The organism is Streptococcus sp. 2018110, assembly GCF_019754115.1.
GTDB lineage: Bacteria > Bacillota > Bacilli > Lactobacillales > Streptococcaceae > Streptococcus > Streptococcus hashimotonensis.
In genome coordinates, this window is record NZ_JAIJZO010000001.1 from 371,187 (window position 1) to 394,411 (window position 23,225).

Genomic DNA, 23,225 nt, shown 5'->3' on the forward strand with positions numbered 1-23,225 from the left:
TCTTAGTGTTTCGGTTCAATTTTGATGATTTCATCTGCGATATTCTCAGCAAACTGCATATCATGGGTGACCACAATTTGCGTGATTCCAGTAGCCCTATTTTCAAGAATCAGTTTCTCAACTTCTTTTCTTAATTCAGGGTCTAGGGCCGAAGTTGGTTCGTCATAGCCGATAATCTCAGGATCAATCATCATCGCACGCGCCAAAGCCACACGTTGTTTCTGTCCGCCCGATAATGAAAATGGGTAGGCAGTTGCGTGGTTAGCAAGTCCAAGAGTATCCAAGAGTTTAAGGGCCTTGTCTTCCGCCTCTGAACGCGACATATTTTGCGTTTTCATAGGAGAGAGAACCAAGTTTTCCAATACGGATAGGTGCGGGAAAAGCTGGAAGTCCTGGAAGACAAAGCCCAGCAAATGTCGTTTTCCCAACTCCTCTAATGGCAGTTCTTGACCATTATACATCAAAGTTCCTGAATCAATAGTCTCTAAACCAGCCAACATCCGTAAAAGAGTTGTCTTACCACCGCCAGATTGACCAACGATGGCAACAATTTTCCCTTCTGGAATGACCAAATCATAGTTGGAGAAAATCTGTTTATCTTCAAAGCGTTTTGACAAATTGCGTAACTCTAACATGACTTCCTCCTATCTATAATAATCAAATTTCTTTTCTACTTGTTTAGAAATCAGTGTTACCGCACCGATCATCAATAGGTAGATTGCACCTGCGATAAACATAGGCGCCAAGCTGGCATCACGATTGGCAGCAGTACGACTAGCCAACAACAAATCGCTAACCCCAAGTGCATAGACCAAAGAAGTATCCTTTACCAAAGTCATGACTTCATTGAAAACACTTGGCAGGACAATTTTCACCACCTGTGGTAAGACGATGTAGCGAATGGTCTGAACAGGGGTAAATTTCAATACCTTAGCCGCTTCATACTGACCTTTTGGAATAGCTTCAATACCACCACGGAAAATTTCAGAGAAATAGGCCGCATAGTTGAGCGTAAAGGCCAGAATCACAGCAGGCATTCGGTCAAAGGTAATACCCACACTTGGTAAAACGTAATAAACAAAAATTAATTGTAAAAGCAAGGGGGTTCCTCGCATAATTAATACATAGAAATGCAATAACCATTGTAAGGGTTTAAATTTAATCTGCATTAAAAAAGCGAAAACAGCTCCTAATGGCAAGGATAATATCAATACTAGAAAAAATACTTGCAAGGAGACTGCTGCACCATTTAGTAGACTGGGCAGAACTTCCAAAACATAATCCATAGAGCTCTCCTAAAAGAATTATTAGGTTCTAGTATATCAAAAAATATCCTTAATTTCAAAGAATTTTTCAGAATTTTTAATAAATTTAACAAAATTTTGTATATTTTTTCAATAGTACAAAAAGAAGGCTGGAAATCCATGCCTTCCTTCTTCTTATTCAACAGTAACAGACTTAGCCAAGTTACGTGGTTTATCAACATCCAAACCGCGTTGCAATGTCGCATAGTATGCAATCAACTGCGTCGGAACGACCATAGCAATCGCTGACAAGAATGGATGAACAGTTGTAACAGTGATGTCATCTTCTTCCTTAGCTACTGCTTCATCTACAATTGTCAAAACATTGGCACCACGCGCCACTACCTCCTGAATATTGCCTCGAGTATGGCTTGCAAGGTGTGGATGATTTGAAATCAAGGCCAAGACTGGAACACCATCTTCAATCAAGGAAATAGTACCGTGTTTCAATTCACCTGCCGCAAAGCCTTCACACTGGATGTATGAAATTTCTTTCAATTTCAAGCTGGCTTCCATAGAAACGTAGTAGTCACTACCACGACCGATATAGAATGCGTTGCGAGTGGTTGATAAGAGTTTTTCAACTTTTTCAGCAATCACATCTTTTTCTGACAAGCTGGCCTCGATAGATTGAGCTACGATGGACAATTCATGCACCAAGTCAAATTCTTTCGCGTAGGCATTGCCATTTGCATCACCGACAGCCTTAGCCAAGATTGCCAAAGTCGCAATCTGTGCAGTGTAGGCTTTTGTGGAAGCTACCGCAATTTCTGGTCCTGCATGGAGCAACATGGTGTAAGTTGCCTCACGTGATAGGGTAGAACCAGGAACGTTGGTTACGGTCAAACTTGGAATGCCCATTTCATTAGCTTTAACCAATACCTGACGGCTATCAGCAGTTTCACCTGACTGGCTAATCATGACAAAGAGTGGCTTTTTGCTCAAAAGTGGCATATTGTAGCCCCACTCAGATGAAATTCCCAACTCTACTGGTGTATCTGTCAATTTTTCCAAGAAGTCTTTTGCGGCAAATCCTGCGTGATAGGAAGTTCCAGCAGCCAAGATATAGATACGGTCAGCTTCTTGTACTGCCTTAATAATATCCGCGTCAACTGTTACCTGACCAGCTTCATTTGTATAGGCGCTAATCAATTTACGCATAACAGTTGGTTGCTCATCAATTTCCTTGAGCATGTAGTATGGATAAGTCCCCTTACCAATATCTGATAAATCAAGCTCAGCTGTATAGCTACCACGTTCAATCGCATTGCCATCATAGTCCATGACTTCAACACTATCTTTTTTCACGATAACCAATTCCTTATCGTGAATTTCCATGTATTCACTTGTCTCACGAATCATAGCCATGGCATCTGAGCAGACCATGTTATAGCCATCGCCCAAACCAATCAAAAGTGGAGATTTATTTTTGGCAACGTAGATAGTATCTGCATCCGTAGCATCAATCAAGGCAAAGGCATATGAACCTTGAATAATCTTCAATGCTTTTTTGAAGGCTTCTAGAGTTGACAAACCTTCTTCTGCAAATTGACCAATCAAATGCACAGCAATCTCTGTATCTGTCTGACCTTTCAAGTCATGACCTGCAAGATACTCTTCCTTGATTTCTGCATAGTTTTCAATCACACCGTTGTGAACAAGGACATGCCCAGCAGTTTGAGAAGTGTGAGGGTGAGCGTTGTTCTCAGTTGGTTTCCCGTGTGTTGCCCAACGAGTATGACCGATCCCTGTTGTCCCTTCGGTCTTATCGCCAACTTTTGCAGACAATTCTGCAATGCGACCAACAGCTTTCACAAGATGAGCTTGCTCACCACCCGTCACAAAAATACCTGCTGAATCATAACCACGGTATTCTAATTTTTCAAGTCCTTGAATCAAAATATCAGTTGCGTTTGTATTTCCTACAACACCAACGATTCCACACATACATATCACCTACGATGTTTGTTAACATCGGCTTTCATTTCTTTAAAAATTGGTCTAGTCTAATTTATATCTAAAAAGACCAGTGAAATCAGTATATAACAAGATTTCATCCTTGTCAACATTTTAATTGGTCTAGTCTAATTTCAAAATACAGATCCAGTCATCTCATACTCAATGAAAATCAAAAGTAGCCTAGGAAACGAAGCCGAAGATAGAACTGGAGTTCATCAAGGCAAGTTGACAACGGATAATTTTGATTTTCGAAGAGTATCAACACAAAAAAAGCTGATTCTACTGAACCAGCCCTGTCTTAATAAAACCAAATTCTGAAAGTGGACTAATCCGAAAAGTCAGTCTACCAACAATATCATCACTAGAAATCAAACCAAAACTACGACTATCCTGTTGATTCGTTCGTACATCATTCAACACCAAATAGTGCCCCTCTGGAATGACGTTGTACTTTCCATTTGTCAAGGTTTCCAATGTAAAGTCATCTGTATAACTCTCTTGTGAATGAGGCGTTTTTAAATAGTTCTCTGTAACAATAATATCATTACGATAGAGAACATCGTCCATATAGGTAACCGTCTCGTTTTCCAATGCAATCACACGACTCACATACTCTTTTCCCTCATGGTTATACAAAATAAAATCTCCATGAATCGGACGAACATTTCGCACCGTCATGATAAAGTCGTTTTTCTTCAAATAACTATTTGCCATCTCAGGGGTAATCGTGACTGGCTCAAGTAACCAAAATCGTAGGCCAATGATTCCAAAAATCAATAAGACCAATAAACTGATTTGTTTTATTAAATCTCTTTTTACCATAATCTCTCCATTTCACTAGTATTATACCACAATTTAGAGCTATTAGTGTCTGAGATGCTGGTAAATCTCTTCAGCAATAACTTGATTTCCTAGCGGTGTCAAATGAAGACCGTCGCTATAGTATTCAAGATGTCCCTCCGTCACAGTGTAAAGGTTAATAACTGGTAAACCAAGTTCATTTCCGATAGCTGGGATAATCTTTTGTAATTCATCTTCAATAATTTGATTATTCAATCCAAAACGACTGGTTGGTACGTAAGGCGGGATGACTAAATAAACATCCGGCTGGCTTGCTAAAGCCATATACTGCTCGGCCATTTCCCTATACTCTCGAATAAATCTCTCCCTATTCCAATATGGTCCTCGGCTGTCGTTACTACCAATCATGATGATGACAATATCTGCTTCACTCTCAAGTGAAAGTTGGGCATTCTTTTCTTTAAAGTAAGGAAAATCTGCAGTTGACTGAAGTGAACGCCCAATCAATCCGTAATTTGAAACTTGATAGTGATGCCCAAGTTTCTCAGCTAGAATACAAGGATAGGCATCTTTTTCACGATTCTCCAAGCCATATCCATAAGTCAAACTATCTCCGACTGTTGCAACTTTTACGGCCCCACTTCCAACGGTTAGGACCTCAGGATACATTATATCTGACACACGAACTCCTCAATTTTTCTTATTTTCTATTGTATCATGTTGAAAAAAATAAATAAACTTCTGAATTTGTGATATAATTAACTTATGAAAAAACGAGTTATTATTATAGGCGGAGGAATTGTTGGCTCTACTGCAGCCTTTTATCTCTCCCAAGAAGAACAAGTCAATCTTACTCTCATTGATTCAGGTATTGGAACAGCCACACGAGCTGCCGCAGGTATCATCTGCCCATGGATGGCTCAGAAAAAAAATAAAGACTGGTACAAGCTGACTTCCGATGGTGCTGTTTTCTACCGTCAATTGGTAGCCGATTTGGAAAAATCGGGTGCTACTGAAATTCCATTCAAACAGACTGGAACCATCGGCCTAAAAAGTAAGCCTGAACTACTTGATAAAATCCAAAAAATTGCCGAGGAACGTCGCATAGATACTCCGACTATTGGCGAAATTACTCCGCTTATAGGCTCGGAAATTAACCAGTACCTGCCACTACTTAAACCAGACTATTTTGGTATCCATTTAGAAGGTGGCGGTCGTATTGATGGTGGGCGTTTGATTGATATTCTTCAGGAACAATTTTTGAAAAATGGTGGTACACGTATCTACGGACAAGCAAAACTGCTCGACAACCATACTGTCGAAGTAGATAATCAAGTGCTTACTGCTGACCATATTATCTTAGCCACAGGGGCCTGGTTGCCACATATTCTTGAACCTCTTGGTTATCAAGTGGATGTTCGACCACAAAAAGGACAATTGTTAGAATTAGATACAGAATTCGATACTGATAATTGGCCAGTTTGTATGCCTTACGGAGAGATTGACATCCTACCATTTGAAAATGGAAAAATCATTATTGGTGCAACTCATGAAGATGATATGGGGTACGATTTAGAACTAGACCCTGAAAAAATCCAAGCCATGCATGATAAAATAGCTGAATTCATGCCTGATTTGGCAAACTATCCTGTAGCCAGAACTCGCATTGGAACGCGCGCCTATACTTCAACTTATTCACCATTCTACGGAAATATTGAGGACATGCCTAATGTCTGGGTAGCTAGTGGTCTAGGCTCTACCGGCCTGACAAATGGCCCAATTATCGGTTGGCAAATTGCTACAGAAATTCTCAATCAAGAAACAAACTTTGACCGTACACCATATTCTCCAAATAGATATATTCTCAAAAAATAAGATACAATAAGTTTAGATTCTACTAACCCTTTAAATGTAGATACTAGGACTAGTTGTTATCCAATCAATAAATACAATAAGCAACGGGGGAACCTCGTTGCTTATTTCTATCTAGGACGCTACTATCCTAGTTTCAAACAATTTAACATGCGACTATATCAATTCAAATACTATCTCTATATTAGATACATCATATCAGAACTGACTAGGGAGCTCAGAAAAGTGATTTATGAGAGCTAAAACTTCTGTGCTACTGCCAAATTCGACCAGTGATAAGTACTTGGCTTTCTGACGTGGAGACAAATCACTCTTATTGATGAGACTTGCAGCCTCCGCTTTTTGCGAAGCAAGACAGACGTCTTTTTCATCTAATAATACTTTCCGCTGAACTTCAGTCAGATTCTGATGAAGTAAAACATCATCATACGAACAGATTGCTTGCGCCGAAGCAGAAGCCATAGGAAAAGCTAAGCCTCCAGCAAGGGCTAGACCCAAAACTGCTTTACCGAGTTTATTCATATTATTACCTCTCTTCAAATATAACATAAGATTTGATAGAATTATTACCTTTGTGGTGCGCATCACAAATTTTTTCTTTTGTAATAACTAGAATACTTCTATCTAGTATACCAGCCACTACACTATTATTATAAACAACACCCCTAAACTCACCGTCAACTTTTTCTGATTTTAATCTATTATATGATTTAGCATTATAAACTACAAATTCTCCTATCCTCGAGATTGGTTGAATATGAAAAGACTGAACCTGAGTCCAGTCTTCCACTATTTCTGACGTCGTTGCTTTCTACAATAGTTGCTGAAAGCATCAATTAAAAAGGGGGGATTTTCGACAAATTTTAAATCTTATCTTAGCGACGGAAACTTGATTCTAGTTTGAATGATTTACTTTCTACAATATGCTTATGTGTTCCGTAAGGGATTTTGCTAATAATTTCAACATGGAAATCTTTTGAGCCCTTCAAATCCTCATCTGTCAAGTTAGCAATATAGGATCCTGACGCTGTGCGTTCAAGTGGAATACAGTTATGTTCCCCAAAAACGAAGTAAACATCTGGCGCTTCGTCATAGTATTGTTTCAAGAATACTTCTACTTGCGCACCAGGAACACCAGTTTGTTGTGTCAATTTCACATCCACATATGAATTACGAGTGTAATTAGCTGTTTCTCTTGTGTTATATTTTACGTAAGTATTTGATTCAGCTGTATTGGCGCTGACAACAGGGGCAAGCGCTGTAAGACCTGTACTCATGCAAGCTACTGAAAGCATGGCAAAATTTTTCATTTTCTTTGAAAAGTTCATAACATTTTCTCCAATTTCTATTATCTTATGTCCATATTACCCAAACTCAAACTATAAAATGGTAATATGATGAACTAATCCGACTGGAATAGTTTCTTTCGTCCGTAACAAATTTTTTGAATGCATTCTGTTGATTGTTACAAGATAATCCTAATTGAAATTTCTGTTTATAGCAATAGATTTTCCCAGCTTTTTATCTATTTTTCATGAGTTTTTATGACTGTCCTTAGATAATTTACTATATCAGATTTCTTCATATCCACAGCTCTGAGACTATGAGAAACAGGAGTGGGAAAGAAGTTGACTGGTCAGTCAAAAAAAGATGTTGACACGAATAAGAAACGAGGCTGGACTTTATGCCCAGCCTCGTTTCCATTAACAATCATATTAAAATGAGCTAATTTTTAACAAATTTTAAACCTTATCCTAGCGACGGAAACTTGGCTCTAATTTGAATGATTTATTCTCTACAATGTTCTTTGCTGAACCGTGTGGAATTTTACTAATAATTTCTAAGCGGAATCTTTTTGCACCTTTCAAATCTGCATCTGTCAAATTAGCTGCATAGTCGCCAGATGGTGTTTGATCGAGTGGGATAACATAGTTTTCACCCAAAATGAAGTAAACATCTGGTGCTTCTGCATACTTCTGTTTTAGTTTTACCTCTACTCGTGCACCTGGAATACCTGTTTTTTGTGATAATGTCACATCCACAGCTGAGCTGCGACGGTAAGTAACCGTCTCTTTTGTATTATATTTTACGTAAGTATTTGATTCAGATGTATTGGCGCTAACAACAGGAGCAAGCGCTGTAAGACCTGTACTCATGCAGGCTACTGAAAGCATGGCAAAATTTTTCATTTTCTTTGAAAAGTTCATAACATTGTCTCCAATTTCTATTATCTTGTGTTCATATCGCTTAAACTCAAACTATAAAATAGCAATATGATGAACTAATCCGACTGGAATAGTTTCTTTCGTCCGTAACAAATTTTTTGAATGCATTCGATTGATTGTTACAAGATAATTTTAATTGAACTCCCCACTTATAGCAATGGATTTTCCCAGCTTTTTATCTATTTTTCATGAGTCTTAATATACTTCCGAAGTAAATTTTACAATAGATAATCGCTGATTATTCACTCTCTAAACCTCGATTATTGCTTTCTACTTGCTTTTTTTAATAGTCCCCAAACACTACCAAGTAAGAGAGTTAATAGGCTAACTCCAATAATCTGCCCAGAAGTATTTGTACCTGATTTTGAAGATTGTTCCACACTTAAAACTTGCTTTGTATCCGTTTTGGAGTGAAGAGCCGGATTCTGACCATATTCCCTCATATTATTTGAGGATTGAGAGGTGCTTCCTACAATTGCCACAGATCCAACCATCTCAAATAGCTCGGTTTCTTTGCGTTCTTCATCCATTTCTCTTCTGAACATCTGAGGCTCTCTCTCTGGAACTTCTGGCAATACAATCTCCTGAGAACTCATATCCATTTTAACACTGTCCAATGATTTGGATTTAGGGACCAAGATTTTTTCTTTACTCTCCAAATCATTCATCAATGTATTCGGTTGAATCACCTTTGTTTCTGTTAAGATTGAAGACCTATCTGCTTCAGCCAAGACGCTTTCTGTCGTTACCTCTGTCAGAAATTCAACTTGAGGAGCATTCGACTCATTAGTAACCCCCTCAGAATCCACTTTTAATGCGGAAGAAACTCCGCCATCTACAAACCTGTATTTTTCAGAAATAGTAGATGATGTAGCTACTGATTCGACCACACGAATTGCTGAATGCCCAGGTAAAGCTGGAATATCCTCGGCAACAGGAACTAAAGTTGTTTCAGTTTGGATGACTGTTTCACTTTCTGCACTAGCTGGTTCATCGAGAGAGGCTTCGACTACTGGGGCAGAGACCGTTTTGGGCAATGCAACAGGAGGAATAACTTTCTCTCCTACCTCCACAGAGACTTCTGGTTGAACAGGAATAGCTGACCTGTCTCGAGACGAAATTGGGACTGGTTGGGAGACGGTTTCACTTTCTGAACTAGCTGGTTCGTCGAGAGAGGCTTCAACTACTGGAGCAGAGAACGTTTCGGGCAATGCAACAGGAGAAATATCAGTTTCTCCTACCTTCACAGTGACTTCTGTGGCTTCTGGTTGAACGGGAATAGCTGACCTGTCTGGAGACGAAATCGGGGCTGGTTGGGAGACGGTTTCACTTTCTGCACTAGCTGGTTCGTCGAGAGAGGCTTCAACTGTTGTGGTTTTGGTGGTGGCTAGTTGTTCAGTAACAGTCCTCTCATCTTGAATTTCTTCCTGAGAAGCGACTTCTGTGACTTCTGGTTGAACGGGAATAGCTGACCTGTCTGGAGACGAAATCGAGGCTGGTTGGAAGACTGGTTCGCTTTCTGAACCAGCTGGTTCGTCGAGAGATACTTCGACTGTTGTGGTTTTTGCGGTGGCGGGTTGTTCAGTAACAGTCGTCGCAACTTGACTTTCTTCCTGAGAAGCGACTTCTGTAACTTCTGGTTGAACGGGAATAGCTGACCTGTCTGGAGACGAAATCGAGGCTGGTTGGAAGACTGGTTCGCTTTCTGAACCAGCTGGTTCGTCGAGAGAGGCTTGGACAGTTGTGGTTTTAGAGGTGGCTGGTTGTTCAGTAGCGGTCGTCGCAACTTGATCTTCTTCTTTTACATTTACCCCCTCCATGCCTATGGGACCTGATAGAAGTTCTGACCTCTGATTCTCAACTGTTTCTGATTCACGAAGTTCTTCCACAGGGACTACCTCATCATTTTTCACAGCATCTTGAGCAACTACTACTGGTAGATCGCTCCCCTCTACTTGAGTTTCCTCCCCTAAAGCTATAGTTGACTGGCTCTGGTTTTCATTAGCAACTAACTGTTCATCATTTACTGGTTCACCAATGACTGCAACAGGCAATATCGCCTGGTCGTCTACTGGTAAGACGGGTTGATTGATACTATCTACAACAAGGGCAACATCCCCTTTTTCTTCTTTCCCATCTGCAGAGCAGATTTCTGGAGATAGCTGAGAATTTTCATCTGCATTGGGCGGAAGCTCGCCTGCCTGCAACTCTGCTGTCAAAGCTTCTCCAACTGCTGACATAGGGAAGTCTAAACTTTTTAAACTATCCTCTAACGCAACATTAAGTAGCTCGGAGCTTTCTGCTTTTTGAATGGCTAACACACCTTGATCATATAGCCTATCTAACTTTTCAAGATATGTTACACGTGCCGATTCGGATAATTCAGATTGTCCTTGAATAGACAGAACCAACGCCTTCTTTGTATCAGCTAGTATCTGACTAGCTATTTCTTTGGCTTTTGCGAGCGGATTGAAATATTCTTCCCATAAGTCTTGACCAAGACGAATCGTATGAACATAATCCAAAAGCGCCCCAGCTGAATTATTTTTCACATGATTATTCAAACGTGGATTTCCAGAAGCGTCACGAGTGATTCCCATACGCTTCAAACCAATTTGTTCTTGTTGATCATCAGAATCAGTGATATAGACAGCCCTAATCTTACCTTGATTATCGTACTCAGCACCCCATACCGTCACAATATGCGTTGCATAGCCTAATGTTCTATAAGTTAGACCGAGTAATCCTTTGCTCTCCAAAACAGTTCGAACATCCTCACCAAAACGCTCATAGCTACCACTGAAAATACGATTTGTCAGTTTTTTCTCTTTGAAAACGTCGTAGAAAAAGCCACCCCTACTATCTGGTACTAACTGGCTATCTTCCAGATTGACACCACCCTGTACCTTAGGTTTATATCCATTAATAAACAAGTCAACTAAGGCATCTGACACAAAACCATTTGTACGATAACCGTAGTAAGTTTTGAACATATCAAAGACTCGACTATTTTGCTGATCCTGGAACGAATCAATATAGCGACGTAGGTCCGTTATTGCATAGTTTTCCCCAACATTTACTGTACTATTTTTTTCCTTGAGATATCGCTCAACATAGGAACTATTCTGTTCCAACCACCAATGTACCATGTTGGAAGACACGGCCGCAAAACATAGGTTAAGGTCAATAAATGAAGCATTGAGACTTTTATTGGTATCATAGTAGCCTTTTCCTGCCTCAAATGGCGCTGTATAGTTTAAATAGTCTCCATACTTTTCCTTTACAAAACCACCGCTTTGTTCCATTGCAGGAGGAGTAATTCCATGAGCCCATACAATTTGTCGTTGCTCGCCGCTCTCCGTTTTATAACTGGTCTGATTCAAAATTTCTTTTGTCTCAGCAACCTCTATCTGATTTTGCTCACTCGTCGTAACTTCTGTATCATTTCTAGAAACTACATTCTCGGTCCCTCCGTCAACTTTCATCTCTACCGCTACTTCTCCTTCAGCGATAACAGGTGATGGGATGTTGTCTGCTATTTCCTCTACAATTTCAAGATTAGAACCATCTAGGGATTCATTTTTTTCTGATTCAATAGATGCCTCATCCTTGACTTGTGATTCTTCAATTATTTCATTCACTCCTGTAACAACTGTATCTGCAGCAACAGTGGATGTATGAATAGCACATAGCAAAGAGACTGAGACCAAGCCAACCGCTGATTTTCTCAAAGAAAATCGTTCTTGAATGTTCATCTTTCCTCCGTTTATCATCAAAAATTTGAATAAACTATTCTATTTACGACTTATTTTTATTTCCACATCCCCCAAGAAAATATTTATAAACAAGCGTTTGAAAGAAATTCAGATATAGTCTATTTCCATAATCACGACAAAAAGGTCCAAGAGGACCTTTTTGATTATTTTACTGTACGAACACGCATAGTGTTTGTTGAACCTGCAACACCTACAGGCACACCAGCAACGATAATAATATCATCTCCTGCTTCAACAAGACCTTGCTCTTTGGCAATACGTTCAGCCAAATCAAACATATCGTCAGTTGAATCTGGACGTTTTGTTACAACTGGGATAACACCCCAGTTAAGCATCAATGATTTTTGTACTTTCTCAGTAAATGTTACTGCCAAGATGTCAGCATCTGGACGGTATTTAGAGATTGAACGAGCTGAGTAACCAGTTTCAGTAACTGTTACAACCAACTTGATGTTCATTGAGTGACAAGCGTCTTTTACTGCAGATGCAATAACTTCTGTTTTAGATGCACGGTTAAAGTGATCAGAGTTCAAACGACCATATTCGTTAAGAAGAGTTTGTGCGTTTTTAGCAATAGTTGCCATTGTACGAACTGATTCAACTGGATATTTACCGTTTGCAGACTCACCTGAAAGCATTGTTGCGTCAGTACCGTCGATAACTGCGTTGAATACGTCTGATACTTCTGAACGAGTTGCACGTGGTTTTTCAGTCATTGTTTCCAACATGTTTGTTGCTGTGATAACTGCTTTACCAGCTGCATTCACTTTAGTGATAATCATTTTTTGGTAAACTGGAACCATTTCAAACGGTACTTCGATACCCATGTCACCACGAGCAATCATGATACCATCTGCTGCTTCGATGATTTCGTCGATGTTGTCGATACCTTGTTGGTTTTCGATTTTCGCAAACAATTGAACGTGATCGTTACCAGTTTCTTTACAGATGTTACGAACAACTTCTACGTCTTTTGCAGTACGTACAAATGAGATGGCAATGAAGTTCAAACCTTGCTCAAGACCGAAGCGGATATCTGCGTTATCACGCTCTGCAAGAGCTGGGAAAGGAATTTTTGTGTAAGGAATGTTTACACCTTTTTGTTTAGCAATTACACCGTCGTTTTCAACCAAAACAACAAATTCACGGTTTACTGCATCTTTTTCAACAACTGTCAAACCAAGTTTACCGTCGTCAACAAGGATTTGTTTACCAACTTCAACATCGTCAAAGACATCCAAACCACCTGCAACGTTCAAGGCAATCACTTCTTTGGTAGATTTGATACCTTGTTTTGTAGCAACACGCAATTTGTCACCAGTTGTATATGCATATTCTTTTACATCATCTTCAAACAATTCTGTACGGATTTCTGGACCTTTTGTATCCAACAAGAAACCTACTTTTTTACCAGCGATTTCTTCTGCACGACGAACTGTTGCCATACGGTCACCTTGCTCTTGGTGGTCACCGTGTGAGAAGTTGAAACGGAAAACATTAGCGCCTTCTGTAATCAAAGCAGCGATTTTCTGTGCTGATGCCTCAACATCCAATTTTTCACCCCAGTAACCATCGTCACCGAATTTTTTACCACCGCGGATTTCTACCGCTGGACCAAGGGTTGCAACAATTTTAACACGTTTGTTCATCTTAACAAAACTCCTTTTATTTCAATGGTCTTATGACCCTAATTAACACTTTAAAACAACGATGCCTAGATTGACAAATTACGGTTCAAATCAGCCAATTCCAAATCTGCTTTATGCGGATTATTAACCACAATCTTACCGTCAGCAGTCAAGCTGAACAATGCACCTTCTTCTGCAGTTCCAAGAATTGGATTTTCAACCATTTGCTCGTTACGGATACCTACTGCAAGACCTCCACGGCCTTCTTTAAGCAATTTAACGGCATGAGCACCCATACGAGAAGCGAGTACACGATCACGCGCTGTTGGAGAACCACCACGTTGGATATGACCAAGTTCTGTCACACGAAGATCACTTGTATCGCCTGCTGCTTTCAATTCTTCAGCAAACTGTGCAGCTGGCATAACACCTTCAGCCAAAACAATGATGCTATGTTTCTTACCATTGTCGTAGCCCGCTTTAATACGGTCAACAACATCCTTGATATTGAAGTCTTCTTCTGGAACAACGATAACATCTGCACCAGAAGCAATACCAGCCCAAAGAGCGATGTCTCCCGCATGACGTCCCATTACTTCAACAACAAAAGTACGACGGTGACTTGATGAAGTGTCGCGGATTTTATCAATCGCATCCATAGCAGTTGTTACAGCTGTATCAAAACCGATTGTAAAATCTGTACCCACGATGTCATTATCAATTGTACCAGGTACACCAATAGCTGGGAAACCATGCTCCGTCAAGCGCATTGCGCCGTGGTAAGAACCATCACCACCGATAACAACTACACCTTCGATACCATGTTTTTTCAATTGCTCAATCCCTTTAAGTTGCCCTTCTAATTTGGCAAATTCTGGATAACGAGCTGAACCAAGGAATGTTCCTCCACGTGAAATAACATCACCTACAGAACGCGCAGACAATTCATGGATATCACCCGCAACCATACCTGCGTAACCTTCATTGATTCCATAAACTTCCATTCCTTCTGAAATTGCTTGGCGAACAACTGCACGAATAGCAGCGTTCATACCAGGGGCATCACCACCACTGGTCAAAACAGCAATACGTTTCATTCGTTAATGCTCCTTTAACTTTTCATTTTAACTGCCCTATTATAACATACTTAACCTAAACTTGCTTGACTTTTTGCTATTTTTTTATCGAAAAATCGTTTTCATAACAAATTCACTTAACTCTTCTTCTAATTGAGGCGTTTTCATAACCATGTGATGCTCAGCCTGAATTGTCTGATTACTATCTTGATAATGAAGTACTACTGGAATGCTTCCTCTATATTTATCCAAAATACGAGCAACGGCATAATCGTGTTCTCGATTTTCCAAAAGAATCCAAAATTTCTCCAAACTGACAGGCTCTAATTTTTCTAGAACTAATTGCAATTGTCCATCGCGCTCTTGCACTCTACCTGTGATGTAGCCCATTCCCCCTTCTTCCAAAATAGAAGCGTATTGGCGATAAGATTCTGGGAAAAGAGTTACGTCAAGCGTCCTCTTGGTATCTGTCACTCGAAGAAATGCCATCTGCTCCCCAGTCTTTTTGGTACGAATCAATCGAATAGCTTGAATCTGCACAAGAACGGTCGCTCGATTGCCAACCGCTAAATCAGCCAAATCTGTAAAACTACGCTTAGACTCTCGACAAATAGTGACTAAAGGATGGGGACTAATACCAACACCTAGCAATTCCTGCTCTAGCATAAATTTTTCGCTGTCACTGTAATCTTCTACATCTGTCCAACTATAACTCTCCTCTGCAAAAAATGTACCAATCGCCTCTGCAAAGACAAAGAGATTGTCTAGATTTTCAATAATCTTTTTACGATTGGCGTCAAAATCATCAAATAAACCAATCTGAATAAGAGGGTTCAGTAAATCTTTTTTCTTGAAATTATCTGGCAAGCGCAAAATAAAATCTTCTACAGACTTATAGGGACGATGATCCAATATCCACAAAGCTAAATCTTTAGGCAAACCTTTTAGTGTTTTTAATCCTAGGTAAACCTTACTTTTATCAAACTTATCGTGATAAGGAATATTGTTAATCGTGAGTCGAGCCACCTCAAAGTCAAACTGCATCGCATCTTCAATATAAGCACTGCTAGAATGATTGAGCATGACATCAAAAAAGACATCCGTATAGTGACTCTTGAAATAGGCCATTTGAAAGGCTAAGGCTGAATAAGCATAGGCGTGGCTACGGTTAAAACCATAACCAGCGAACTTAGCCATCATACCAAATATTTCCCTTGCATTCTCTTCAGCATGTCCGTTTTTCAGTGCTCCCTGTAAAAATTCCGCTTCCATTGCCTGCATTTCTTGGGCATTCTTTTTAGACATCGCCCTGCGGAGTAAATCCGCCTTTCCAAGCGTAAAGCCTGCATAGACCTGTGCAATCTGCATGACCTGTTCCTGATAAAGCATGATACCATAAGTCGGTTGTAAAATAGGAGCAATGGTTGGGTCCAATAAATCAACTGCCTCTTGTCCATGCTTGCGTTTTACAAAGTTATCCGAATAATCACTAGCCCCCGGTCTATTCAAACTCGTTGTTGCAACTATATCTTCAAATCGACCAGGTTTGACCCTTCGAAGCAGGCTAATCGCACCAGGCTGTTCAAATTGAAAAATTCCCTTAGTCCGACCAGCAGCAAAAAGTTCCAAGGTTTTCTTGTCTTCTAAATCTATCTTGGCAATATCAATTTCCTGCTGATAACGTTCACGTACTCCTTCTACCATTTTTTGCACAAAGGTCAGATTTCGTAAGCCAAGGAAATCCATCTTCAACAGACCATTCGCCTCAACAGCATGTGCATCATATTGGGTTACCAGCATGTCATCCCCTATTTTAAGAGGGATGGTATCTGTCAAATCCTCATCACTCATCACTATCCCTGCCGCATGGATAGAAGTCTGTCGGGGTTGCCCTTCAATTTGTTGAGCAATCGCAAAAGCTTTTTGGTACTCTATCTTACTATTGATAATCTGACGAAAAGCGGCATTTCGCTGATAGGCAGAAGTAAGACTATCCCTAAATGAAATTTTCTTGGTTATATTACTTAACTCATATTCAGGTGTTCCGAAACGCTTAAATACATCACGAATGGCCTGCTTAGCTCCAAATGTCGAGTAGGTTACAATTTGAGCAGCATGGGTTGAACCATAACGATCTCGTACATAACGAATAAAATCTGCTCGATGAATATCTGGAATATCAATATCAATATCGGGCATTGAATAACGTTCAGCATTGAGAAAGCGTTCAAAGAGAAGATTATGCTTAACTGGATCAATACCTGTGATATTTAAGGCGTAGGCAACTAGGCTTCCAACAGCTGAACCGCGCCCCATTCCCATGTAGTACCCTTGGCTACGTCCAAAACGAAGTAGGTCCCATACAATCAAGAAATAATCATCAAATCCCATTTGATGAATAATGGATAATTCCTTTTCCAAGCGTTCCTTATACAGTGAATTAGTCAAGCCCTTCTCTTCTAATCCTTGATAGGAGCGCTCGTATAATTCTTCCACTGCAGGTCTGTCACGATTAAAACGCGGCAATTTTAAATCTGTATTTAATTGATAAGAAATCCCTGCAACCAAGTCACGTAAATTATCAACTGCTTGCGGAAATCGATTCGAAAATAGATTGGTTAAGCTATCAGCCGATAAAAGCTTTTGTCGATTATCTATATCTGCAACTTGATTAAGTGGAATATTATCTCGAATAGCATGGAGAACCTGTAGACTTTCCAATTGTTCCTCTTCAAAAAAACGAACCGTATGAATCGGGAGTATTGCTTGCTTAAAGTCTTGAACTGGTGTGTCAACCGTCACTCCGATATAATAGTTAGTACCTAGCTCAAGGTGCTCAATGCCAGAAAAATAAGGAACAACCACTGCTATGTCGACTAAATATTGACGAATGGTTTCAAAATCATCTTGCCCTGTCATCTTAGCAGTCGAAATTTTCAATAGATTGCGATAACCTCTGGTTGTCAGAGCAATCAATTTAGTAGTGACGTCCTGCTCCTCTCCCTGTAATTTCCAGTCCAGTTCACAACCAATAATTGGTTGAAGCCCCATTTTGTTACAGGATTCCATAAAACTATAGGCTGCATAAAGACTGTTTTTATCCATTATCCCCAATGCGTGATAACCAAGCTCTTTAGCCCTGCCTACATAATTTTCTATCGTCACCATGCTATCCATAAAGGTATAAACTGTCTTTGTATCTAATTGTGCCAGCATGGTATTCTCCTTTTCATGTTTCTTCTATTATATCAAATATTTATCCAAAAATATTTTTTAAAAATTCAAAACATTTTTCTTGCTAATTTATATAGTTTATTGTATTATTAAGATAAGACATACACACGGTGTCATCCTAGAAAGGAAATGATTATGACTTGGAAATTTGATAATAACATCCCCATCTATATTCAAATCAGCAATACTATTAAATTGCAGATTGTGACTAATCAATTAAAATCTGGAGATAAACTTCCCACTGTTCGTGACTTAGCCGAAATTGCTGGCGTCAATCCAAATACCGTTCAGCGCGCTTTGTCTGATTTAGAAACGGAAGGCTTTGTTTACTCGGTTCGCACAACAGGTCGTTTTGTAACAGATAATCAAGAATTGATTACACAAACTCGCCTACATTTAGCACAAAAGGAACTCGAGAATTTTGTGAACAATATGTTAGATTTGGGGTTCAAACACGACGACCTCACTGGCCAGTTAGATGATTATTTGAAAGGAGTCACTTATGAATAACGCATATACTTTGGTTGAGCTACAACAAGTTTCAAAATCTTATGGTGGAGCTGTCGCCCTAAATAATGTCAATTTGAAGTTGACTGCTGGAAAAATCATAGGACTTTTGGGACCAAATGGTTCGGGTAAAACGACCATGATTAAATTGATCAACGGTCTGTTGCAACCAGAATATGGTCAAGTATTGATCAATGGTCGCACCCCATCGCCAGAAACCAAGGCAATTGTATCTTATCTCCCAGATACGACTTATCTCGATGAGCATATGAAAGTGCTCGAAGCAATTACATTTTTTGAAGATTTTTACGCTGATTTTGATAAGGAGCGTGCTCTCCATCTTTTACAAGATTTGGGCATTGATTTAAACAGTCGTATGAAACATCTCTCTAAGGGGAATAAGGAAAAAGTCCAACTCATTCTGGTGATGAGTCGTCAAGCGCAGCTGTATGTTTTAGATGAGCCAATTGGTGGTGTTGACCCTGCCGCTCGAGACTACATTTTAAAAACCATCGTCAACAACTACTCTCCGACTGCCTCTGTTATTATCTCTACTCACTTAATTTCAGATGTCGAGCAAATTTTGGACGAGGTTATTTTCCTACACTACGGAAGTGTTATTCGCCATGGAAATGTAGATGACTTACGAATTGAAAGCGGAGAATCTATTGATGAACTCTTCCGCCAAGATTTTAAGGCTTAGTTAGAAGGAGATTGCTATGTTTAAAAAATTATTGAAATACGAATTTCAATCCGTAGGTAAATGGTATTTGGGAATTTATATTGCAGCTCTAGCCCTATCAGCAGTACTTGGTTTTTGGCTACAAGCATTGACCCTCCGTGCACAGGCTGGTAATACTGAACCTGGTGGTGGAGAGATGGTCTTATTGGGAACCTCCTTTATGACTTTCGGAGTTTTGATTGCGGCACTCTTCCTATCAACATTTGTCCTAGTCATCAATCGTTTTAGAAAAAATGTTTATGGCCGACAAGGTTATCTCACTATGACCTTGCCCGTATCTAGCCATCAAATCATCTTAAGCAAACTGCTTGCATCTATTGTTTGGTATGTCTTGGCAGGGATTACTTGTTTACTTTCAATCGGAATCATCCTTGCAGTCATTCTAGTAGCAAGCGAAGAGGCTATTATGCCAGAAATACAAACTTTTGTTCAAGATATCGACTGGACAGTTCTATTCAGTCAGATTGTCTATTATTTAATTGAAATTACTACTGGTATCCTTTTGATCTACTTCTCTATATCTGTCGGTCAATTATTCAAGGATCATCGCTTCCTCTTTGCAATCTTGACGTATATCGGCATTCTCATCGTTACTGGAGTATTTAGCACTTTCTTTGTCCTAAGTAACTTAGAAACAACTTATTCTACACCATTTTCTCTCTATCCAAGTCCAGTCTTAGCATTAGTCAATATTATCCTAGCTTTTGCTTACTACTTTGGAACCCACTTCATTATGACAAAGAAATTAAATCTACAATAAAAAGCTCTTTACTAGTCTAATCGACCGGTATAGAGCTTTTTTCTTAATACTGTTGGTCTAGGAGTTCCAACAAAACTTTCTTTTCTTCTTCGCTGGCAAAACTTGCCTGAATAGCGTTTTGATTGAAGCGATAAAAATCAGCCTTGCTAGTCCCAAAATATTCTACCAATAATTGATATTCTCTATTAAGTGTAGTATTAGAAACGGTACGATTATCTGTGTTGATTGTGATGTTTGCTCCTGCCTCAACTAGCTCATGATATGGAAAATATTCAATCGAATCAGCTGCACCCGTTTGAAGATTCGATGTTAGACACATTTCAAGTGTTGCTCCGCTATTGACAAAAGTTTGGATAGCTTCAGGATTGCGAGTAAGTGCTGTACCATGACCAATCCTTCTAATCCCAAGTTCAAGAGCTTGAATCACATTGGTCACACATCCACATTCTCCGGCATGGAAAGTCATGGGATAACCTAGTGCCTGAGTAAATTGAATAATATCCCGAAGTTCTTCCGTAGGATAGTCTGCTTCATTTCCTGCGAAATCAAATCCCACAAGTCCTTTTGGTGCCAAATCAGCAATAGCCGAAAAAAGTTCCTTCGTTTGATTCGGTTTCGTTTGCTTTAAACCACAAACCAAAAGTTTAGCAACCACTCCAAAATCTTCCTGCCCCCTGTTTAGTCCAACCAAAACTGCTGAGACCGCTTGTAAAATAGTCAAGTCTTGATCCGTCGACAGTTCTGGTGCAAAACGAACCTCAATGTAAATGATCTTATCTCTTGCAGCTTGTCGTACAAGATCATAGGCTGCCAATTCTAAAGCTGATGCAGTTTGTAAGAGTGGGCGAACAAAATCAAATAACTTTAAATAAGCCATTAAACTATCAACTTTTCCATGAACACTAACTAATTTTCTTAATGCTTCATCTTCTGCAGGAATAGTGATTTTAGCCATCTGTGCCAATTGTCGAATAACTCCGAGGGACAATGAGCCATCCAAATGACAATGCAACTCTGTTTTAACCAATTCATTTACATTCAACACTGTTAACACAACCTCCGTTTGGTATATTGTTAACTATCATATCATATTTTTGAAGAAAAACAAGAATTTTACCATAAAACCTGAACTTTCATTTATTTTCAGTTGTATCATTCACAGACAAAAAAAGAACGACTACCAGTCGTTCTTCAATAACATACGGAAGACATGGGATTCGAACCCACGCACGCTGTTACACGCCTACCGCGTTTCCAACACGGCCTCTTGAGCCTCTTGAGTAATCTTCCATATATGGAGCTGGTGGGAGTCGAACCCACGTCCAAACACCTGCTAACTTATTCGTCTACAACCATAGGTTATGTCTTGCTTTAACTTGAACTCGATACATAACTCAAACCTAGACCAAGCGAGTCAGTAAATCTCTTTTGGAACTGCCTGACTCAATCCCAACGTAGCTTGCTATTTTAAGACCAATCAGCAAACACAAGCAATTCGCGACTGGTCACGCAGGCAGGTTATTAAGCTGCTAATGCGTAGGTGTTTGTATTTTTTGCAGTTATATTTAACTGGCATTTTTACATCTGCCGATGAGTTGCAGAACAAGCCTCATAATGCCTGTCGAATCCGTAACAACCCCGTAGGATTTGATACAGGAACCATTATAGCAGAATTTTTTATAAATAGCAAAATTATTTTACATTTTCCTTACAATTTAAAAAAATTTTGAAATATGGTAAAATGAAAGTATGTATAAATTTTGGCAAAAAACCATTCAAGTATTAAGTATTTTGACCCTTATCGGGACTGCTATTTTTCTGTTTTGGCTCTATAAGATTGGCATTTTGAACGACCAAAATGTCTTAAGCGATTTAATCAAAAGCCAAGGTGCTTTAGGTAGCCTCTCCTTTTTAGCTATTCAGATTATTCAAGTTGTATTTCCGATTATTCCAGGCGGTGTTACGACTGTTGTGGGTTTCCTCGTATTTCATTTTTGGTGGGGATTCTTTCTCAATTATCTTGGAATTTCAATCGGTAGTATCATCCTTTTCTGGTTGGCTCGTCGCTATGGAAAGAAATTTTGTCTCCTCTTCATGTCTGAAGATACGTTTTACAAATATGAAAGCAAAATTGATAATAAACGTAGTTATGAAATTTTCTTTATTCTCTGCATGCTTTCTCCCATTTCTCCAGCTGACATAGTGGTGATGATTACTGGATTAACAAGCATGAGTTATCGGAAATTTATTATTATCACTTTACTTTGTCGCCCCTTCTCAGTTGTGGCCTATAGCTTCTTTTGGATCTATGGAAGCCAATGGTTGCAGCAATTATTAGGATAAAGACGAACACCCTTATCTTCGGACAAGGGTGTTTTGTTTATTCTACAATCTGCTGATACATATACGGTCGACGGTCTCTAAAGAGTCCCCAATCCAAACGCTCACGCGCTCCCTTGTCCAAATCATAAGTGGCAAGTAAGATTGTCTCTTCCTCACGTCCAGCCTTGGTCAAAATGTCTCCTGTTTCATCTGTCAAGAAAGAGGAGCCATAGAAACGCAAGCTAGACGATTGACCGCCATTTTCTGCAGAAGGCTGCACTTCTTCCAAGCCGATACGGTTGGCTGCAATGACCGGCGTGATGTTGGCCGCCGCATGGCCCTGCATGGTTCGTTGCCAATGACCTTGACTATCTGTATCCAAAATCGGCTCCGAACCAATAGCTGTTGGATAAAAGAGCAATTCTGCTCCATTCAGTGCCAAACAGCGAGCTGTTTCTGGAAACCATTGGTCCCAGCAGATGCCAATGCCAATCTTAGCGTAACGTGTTTCCCAGACCTTGAATCCAGTATTTCCAGGCGTGAAGTAAAACTTCTCCTGATAATAATGGTCGTCAGGAATGTGAGTCTTACGGTAAACTCCCAAAACACTACCATCCGCATCAATGACCGCAATGGAATTGTAGAGGCTGTTTCCATCTTTTTCATAGAAAGAAATAGGCAAGACAACCTGCAATTCCTTGGCAATAGGAATAAAGTGCTGAACAGCATCATTCTCATCTACAGACTTGGCATAGTTATAATAATCATACTGGCGTTCCTGACAAAAATAAGGACGCTCAAAGAGTTCAGGCAGGAGAATAATCTGCGCTCCCTGACCAGCTGCCTGTCTGACCAAACGCTCTGCAGTCGCCAGATTTTCCCAAAGGTCCTGACTACACTGCATCTGGACAGCTGCTACAGTAACATTTCTCATATTATTTATCCTTTTCATAAATTCTTTATGGAAGATAGAATGTACCTGTGATAAGGAAAGGCGGTACAGGCTATACTAGAGTATG

General features: G+C 39.7%; 18 protein-coding genes, 1 tRNA gene, 1 other RNA gene and 1 pseudogene. 5 read left to right on the forward strand and 16 right to left on the reverse strand.

All coding sequences use genetic code 11. The annotated features are described in order from the left end of the window. Positions 1 to 2 precede the first annotated feature (2 nt). The 5 genes from K5Q34_RS01835 to K5Q34_RS01855 form a co-directional block, all read right to left on the reverse strand. A complete protein-coding gene (locus tag K5Q34_RS01835; RefSeq protein ID WP_009909533.1) occupies positions 3 to 635 on the reverse strand; it encodes an amino acid ABC transporter ATP-binding protein in 633 nt (210 codons plus the stop codon). 9 nt (positions 636 to 644) lie between these two features. After that, positions 645 to 1,286 (reverse strand): amino acid ABC transporter permease, encoded by a 642-nt coding sequence (locus K5Q34_RS01840; protein WP_002940990.1) that lies wholly within the window; start codon positions 1,284 to 1,286, stop codon positions 645 to 647. A gap of 153 nt (positions 1,287 to 1,439) precedes the next feature. Further along, on the reverse strand, positions 1,440 to 3,251 hold the full coding sequence (gene glmS, locus K5Q34_RS01845) for a glutamine--fructose-6-phosphate transaminase (isomerizing) (RefSeq protein WP_136628214.1): 1,812 nt from the start codon (positions 3,249 to 3,251) through the stop codon (positions 1,440 to 1,442). Positions 3,252 to 3,542: 291 nt separating this feature from the next. After that, a complete protein-coding gene (lepB, locus tag K5Q34_RS01850) occupies positions 3,543 to 4,085 on the reverse strand; it encodes a signal peptidase I (protein WP_221864404.1) in 543 nt (180 codons plus the stop codon). 42 nt (positions 4,086 to 4,127) lie between these two features. Further along, positions 4,128 to 4,745, reverse strand: coding sequence for a GDSL-type esterase/lipase family protein (locus K5Q34_RS01855; protein ID WP_221864405.1), 618 nt, complete (start codon positions 4,743 to 4,745; stop codon positions 4,128 to 4,130). Positions 4,746 to 4,829: 84 nt separating this feature from the next. On the opposite strand from K5Q34_RS01855, the gene K5Q34_RS01860 reads away from it, so the two are divergent. After that, the gene (locus K5Q34_RS01860) at positions 4,830 to 5,939 is read left to right on the forward strand and encodes an FAD-binding oxidoreductase (protein ID WP_221864406.1); all 1,110 of its coding nucleotides are present in this window, start codon (positions 4,830 to 4,832) and stop codon (positions 5,937 to 5,939) included. Between the two features lie 195 nt (positions 5,940 to 6,134). Here K5Q34_RS01860 and K5Q34_RS01865 read toward each other — a convergent pair whose 3' ends face one another. From K5Q34_RS01865 to K5Q34_RS01895, 7 genes and pseudogenes are all read right to left on the reverse strand, one after another. Beyond that, positions 6,135 to 6,458 (reverse strand): hypothetical protein, encoded by a 324-nt coding sequence (locus K5Q34_RS01865; RefSeq protein WP_044683461.1) that lies wholly within the window; start codon positions 6,456 to 6,458, stop codon positions 6,135 to 6,137. Positions 6,459 to 6,811: 353 nt separating this feature from the next. After that, positions 6,812 to 7,264 (reverse strand): hypothetical protein, encoded by a 453-nt coding sequence (locus tag K5Q34_RS01870; protein ID WP_024385326.1) that lies wholly within the window; start codon positions 7,262 to 7,264, stop codon positions 6,812 to 6,814. A 426-nt stretch (positions 7,265 to 7,690) separates the two neighbouring features. Beyond that, entirely contained in the window at positions 7,691 to 8,143 is a 453-nt protein-coding gene (locus K5Q34_RS01875; protein ID WP_024401815.1) for a hypothetical protein, read from the reverse strand. Between the two features lie 2,227 nt (positions 8,144 to 10,370). Next, positions 10,371 to 11,916 (reverse strand): annotated as a pseudogene (locus tag K5Q34_RS11975) (IdeS/Mac family cysteine endopeptidase); the annotation flags it as partial. A gap of 164 nt (positions 11,917 to 12,080) precedes the next feature. Further along, positions 12,081 to 13,586, reverse strand: a complete 1,506-nt coding sequence (pyk, locus tag K5Q34_RS01885; RefSeq protein WP_221864408.1) for a pyruvate kinase — start codon at positions 13,584 to 13,586, stop codon at positions 12,081 to 12,083. Between the two features lie 65 nt (positions 13,587 to 13,651). Then, the gene (gene pfkA / locus K5Q34_RS01890) at positions 13,652 to 14,662 is read right to left on the reverse strand and encodes a 6-phosphofructokinase (protein WP_029172161.1); all 1,011 of its coding nucleotides are present in this window, start codon (positions 14,660 to 14,662) and stop codon (positions 13,652 to 13,654) included. Positions 14,663 to 14,746: 84 nt separating this feature from the next. After that, a complete protein-coding gene (locus K5Q34_RS01895; protein ID WP_221864409.1) occupies positions 14,747 to 17,857 on the reverse strand; it encodes a DNA polymerase III subunit alpha in 3,111 nt (1,036 codons plus the stop codon). Between the two features lie 153 nt (positions 17,858 to 18,010). On the opposite strand from K5Q34_RS01895, the gene K5Q34_RS01900 reads away from it, so the two are divergent. From K5Q34_RS01900 to K5Q34_RS01910, 3 genes are read left to right on the forward strand one after another with little or no spacing between them, the layout of a single operon-like run. After that, positions 18,011 to 18,385 (forward strand): GntR family transcriptional regulator, encoded by a 375-nt coding sequence (locus K5Q34_RS01900; protein WP_221864410.1) that lies wholly within the window; start codon positions 18,011 to 18,013, stop codon positions 18,383 to 18,385. Next, on the forward strand, positions 18,378 to 19,085 hold the full coding sequence (locus K5Q34_RS01905; RefSeq protein WP_014638281.1) for an ABC transporter ATP-binding protein: 708 nt from the start codon (positions 18,378 to 18,380) through the stop codon (positions 19,083 to 19,085). The genes K5Q34_RS01900 and K5Q34_RS01905 overlap by 8 nt, the downstream gene beginning before the upstream one ends. A 16-nt stretch (positions 19,086 to 19,101) precedes the next feature. After that, a complete protein-coding gene (locus tag K5Q34_RS01910; RefSeq protein ID WP_105151265.1) occupies positions 19,102 to 19,884 on the forward strand; it encodes an ABC transporter permease in 783 nt (260 codons plus the stop codon). A gap of 43 nt (positions 19,885 to 19,927) precedes the next feature. Here the strand turns inward: K5Q34_RS01910 and add are convergent, their stop codons facing one another. From add to ssrA, 3 genes are all read right to left on the reverse strand, one after another. After that, complete coding sequence (gene add, locus K5Q34_RS01915; RefSeq protein WP_161944148.1) at positions 19,928 to 20,929, reverse strand: adenosine deaminase; 1,002 nt, start codon at positions 20,927 to 20,929, stop codon at positions 19,928 to 19,930. Positions 20,930 to 21,086: 157 nt separating this feature from the next. Further along, positions 21,087 to 21,174: transfer RNA gene (locus K5Q34_RS01920), tRNA-Ser, on the reverse strand. A gap of 2 nt (positions 21,175 to 21,176) precedes the next feature. Next, positions 21,177 to 21,524: a transfer-messenger RNA gene (gene ssrA, locus K5Q34_RS01925) on the reverse strand. A gap of 109 nt (positions 21,525 to 21,633) precedes the next feature. On the opposite strand from ssrA, the gene K5Q34_RS01930 reads away from it, so the two are divergent. Next, positions 21,634 to 22,227 (forward strand): TVP38/TMEM64 family protein, encoded by a 594-nt coding sequence (locus K5Q34_RS01930; protein WP_024385388.1) that lies wholly within the window; start codon positions 21,634 to 21,636, stop codon positions 22,225 to 22,227. A 37-nt stretch (positions 22,228 to 22,264) separates the two neighbouring features. Here K5Q34_RS01930 and aguB read toward each other — a convergent pair whose 3' ends face one another. Next, on the reverse strand, positions 22,265 to 23,140 hold the full coding sequence (gene aguB, locus K5Q34_RS01935; RefSeq protein WP_074390977.1) for an N-carbamoylputrescine amidase: 876 nt from the start codon (positions 23,138 to 23,140) through the stop codon (positions 22,265 to 22,267). Positions 23,141 to 23,225: the final 85 nt, after the last annotated feature.

Coding starts and splice junctions, on each gene's coding strand:
- K5Q34_RS01835 (WP_009909533.1), bottom strand. CDS start 635: ATGTTAGAGTTACGCAATTTGTCAAAACGCTTTGAAGATAAACAGATT.
- K5Q34_RS01840 (WP_002940990.1), bottom strand. CDS start 1,286: ATGGATTATGTTTTGGAAGTTCTGCCCAGTCTACTAAATGGTGCAGCA.
- glmS (WP_136628214.1), bottom strand. CDS start 3,251: ATGTGTGGAATCGTTGGTGTTGTAGGAAATACAAACGCAACTGATATT.
- lepB (WP_221864404.1), bottom strand. CDS start 4,085: ATGGTAAAAAGAGATTTAATAAAACAAATCAGTTTATTGGTCTTATTG.
- K5Q34_RS01860 (WP_221864406.1), top strand. CDS start 4,830: ATGAAAAAACGAGTTATTATTATAGGCGGAGGAATTGTTGGCTCTACT.
- K5Q34_RS01865 (WP_044683461.1), bottom strand. CDS start 6,458: ATGAATAAACTCGGTAAAGCAGTTTTGGGTCTAGCCCTTGCTGGAGGC.
- K5Q34_RS01870 (WP_024385326.1), bottom strand. CDS start 7,264: ATGAACTTTTCAAAGAAAATGAAAAATTTTGCCATGCTTTCAGTAGCT.
- K5Q34_RS01875 (WP_024401815.1), bottom strand. CDS start 8,143: ATGAACTTTTCAAAGAAAATGAAAAATTTTGCCATGCTTTCAGTAGCC.
- pyk (WP_221864408.1), bottom strand. CDS start 13,586: ATGAACAAACGTGTTAAAATTGTTGCAACCCTTGGTCCAGCGGTAGAA.
- pfkA (WP_029172161.1), bottom strand. CDS start 14,662: ATGAAACGTATTGCTGTTTTGACCAGTGGTGGTGATGCCCCTGGTATG.
- K5Q34_RS01895 (WP_221864409.1), bottom strand. CDS start 17,857: ATGCTGGCACAATTAGATACAAAGACAGTTTATACCTTTATGGATAGC.
- K5Q34_RS01900 (WP_221864410.1), top strand. CDS start 18,011: ATGACTTGGAAATTTGATAATAACATCCCCATCTATATTCAAATCAGC.
- K5Q34_RS01905 (WP_014638281.1), top strand. CDS start 18,378: ATGAATAACGCATATACTTTGGTTGAGCTACAACAAGTTTCAAAATCT.
- K5Q34_RS01910 (WP_105151265.1), top strand. CDS start 19,102: ATGTTTAAAAAATTATTGAAATACGAATTTCAATCCGTAGGTAAATGG.
- K5Q34_RS01930 (WP_024385388.1), top strand. CDS start 21,634: ATGTATAAATTTTGGCAAAAAACCATTCAAGTATTAAGTATTTTGACC.
- aguB (WP_074390977.1), bottom strand. CDS start 23,140: ATGAGAAATGTTACTGTAGCAGCTGTCCAGATGCAGTGTAGTCAGGAC.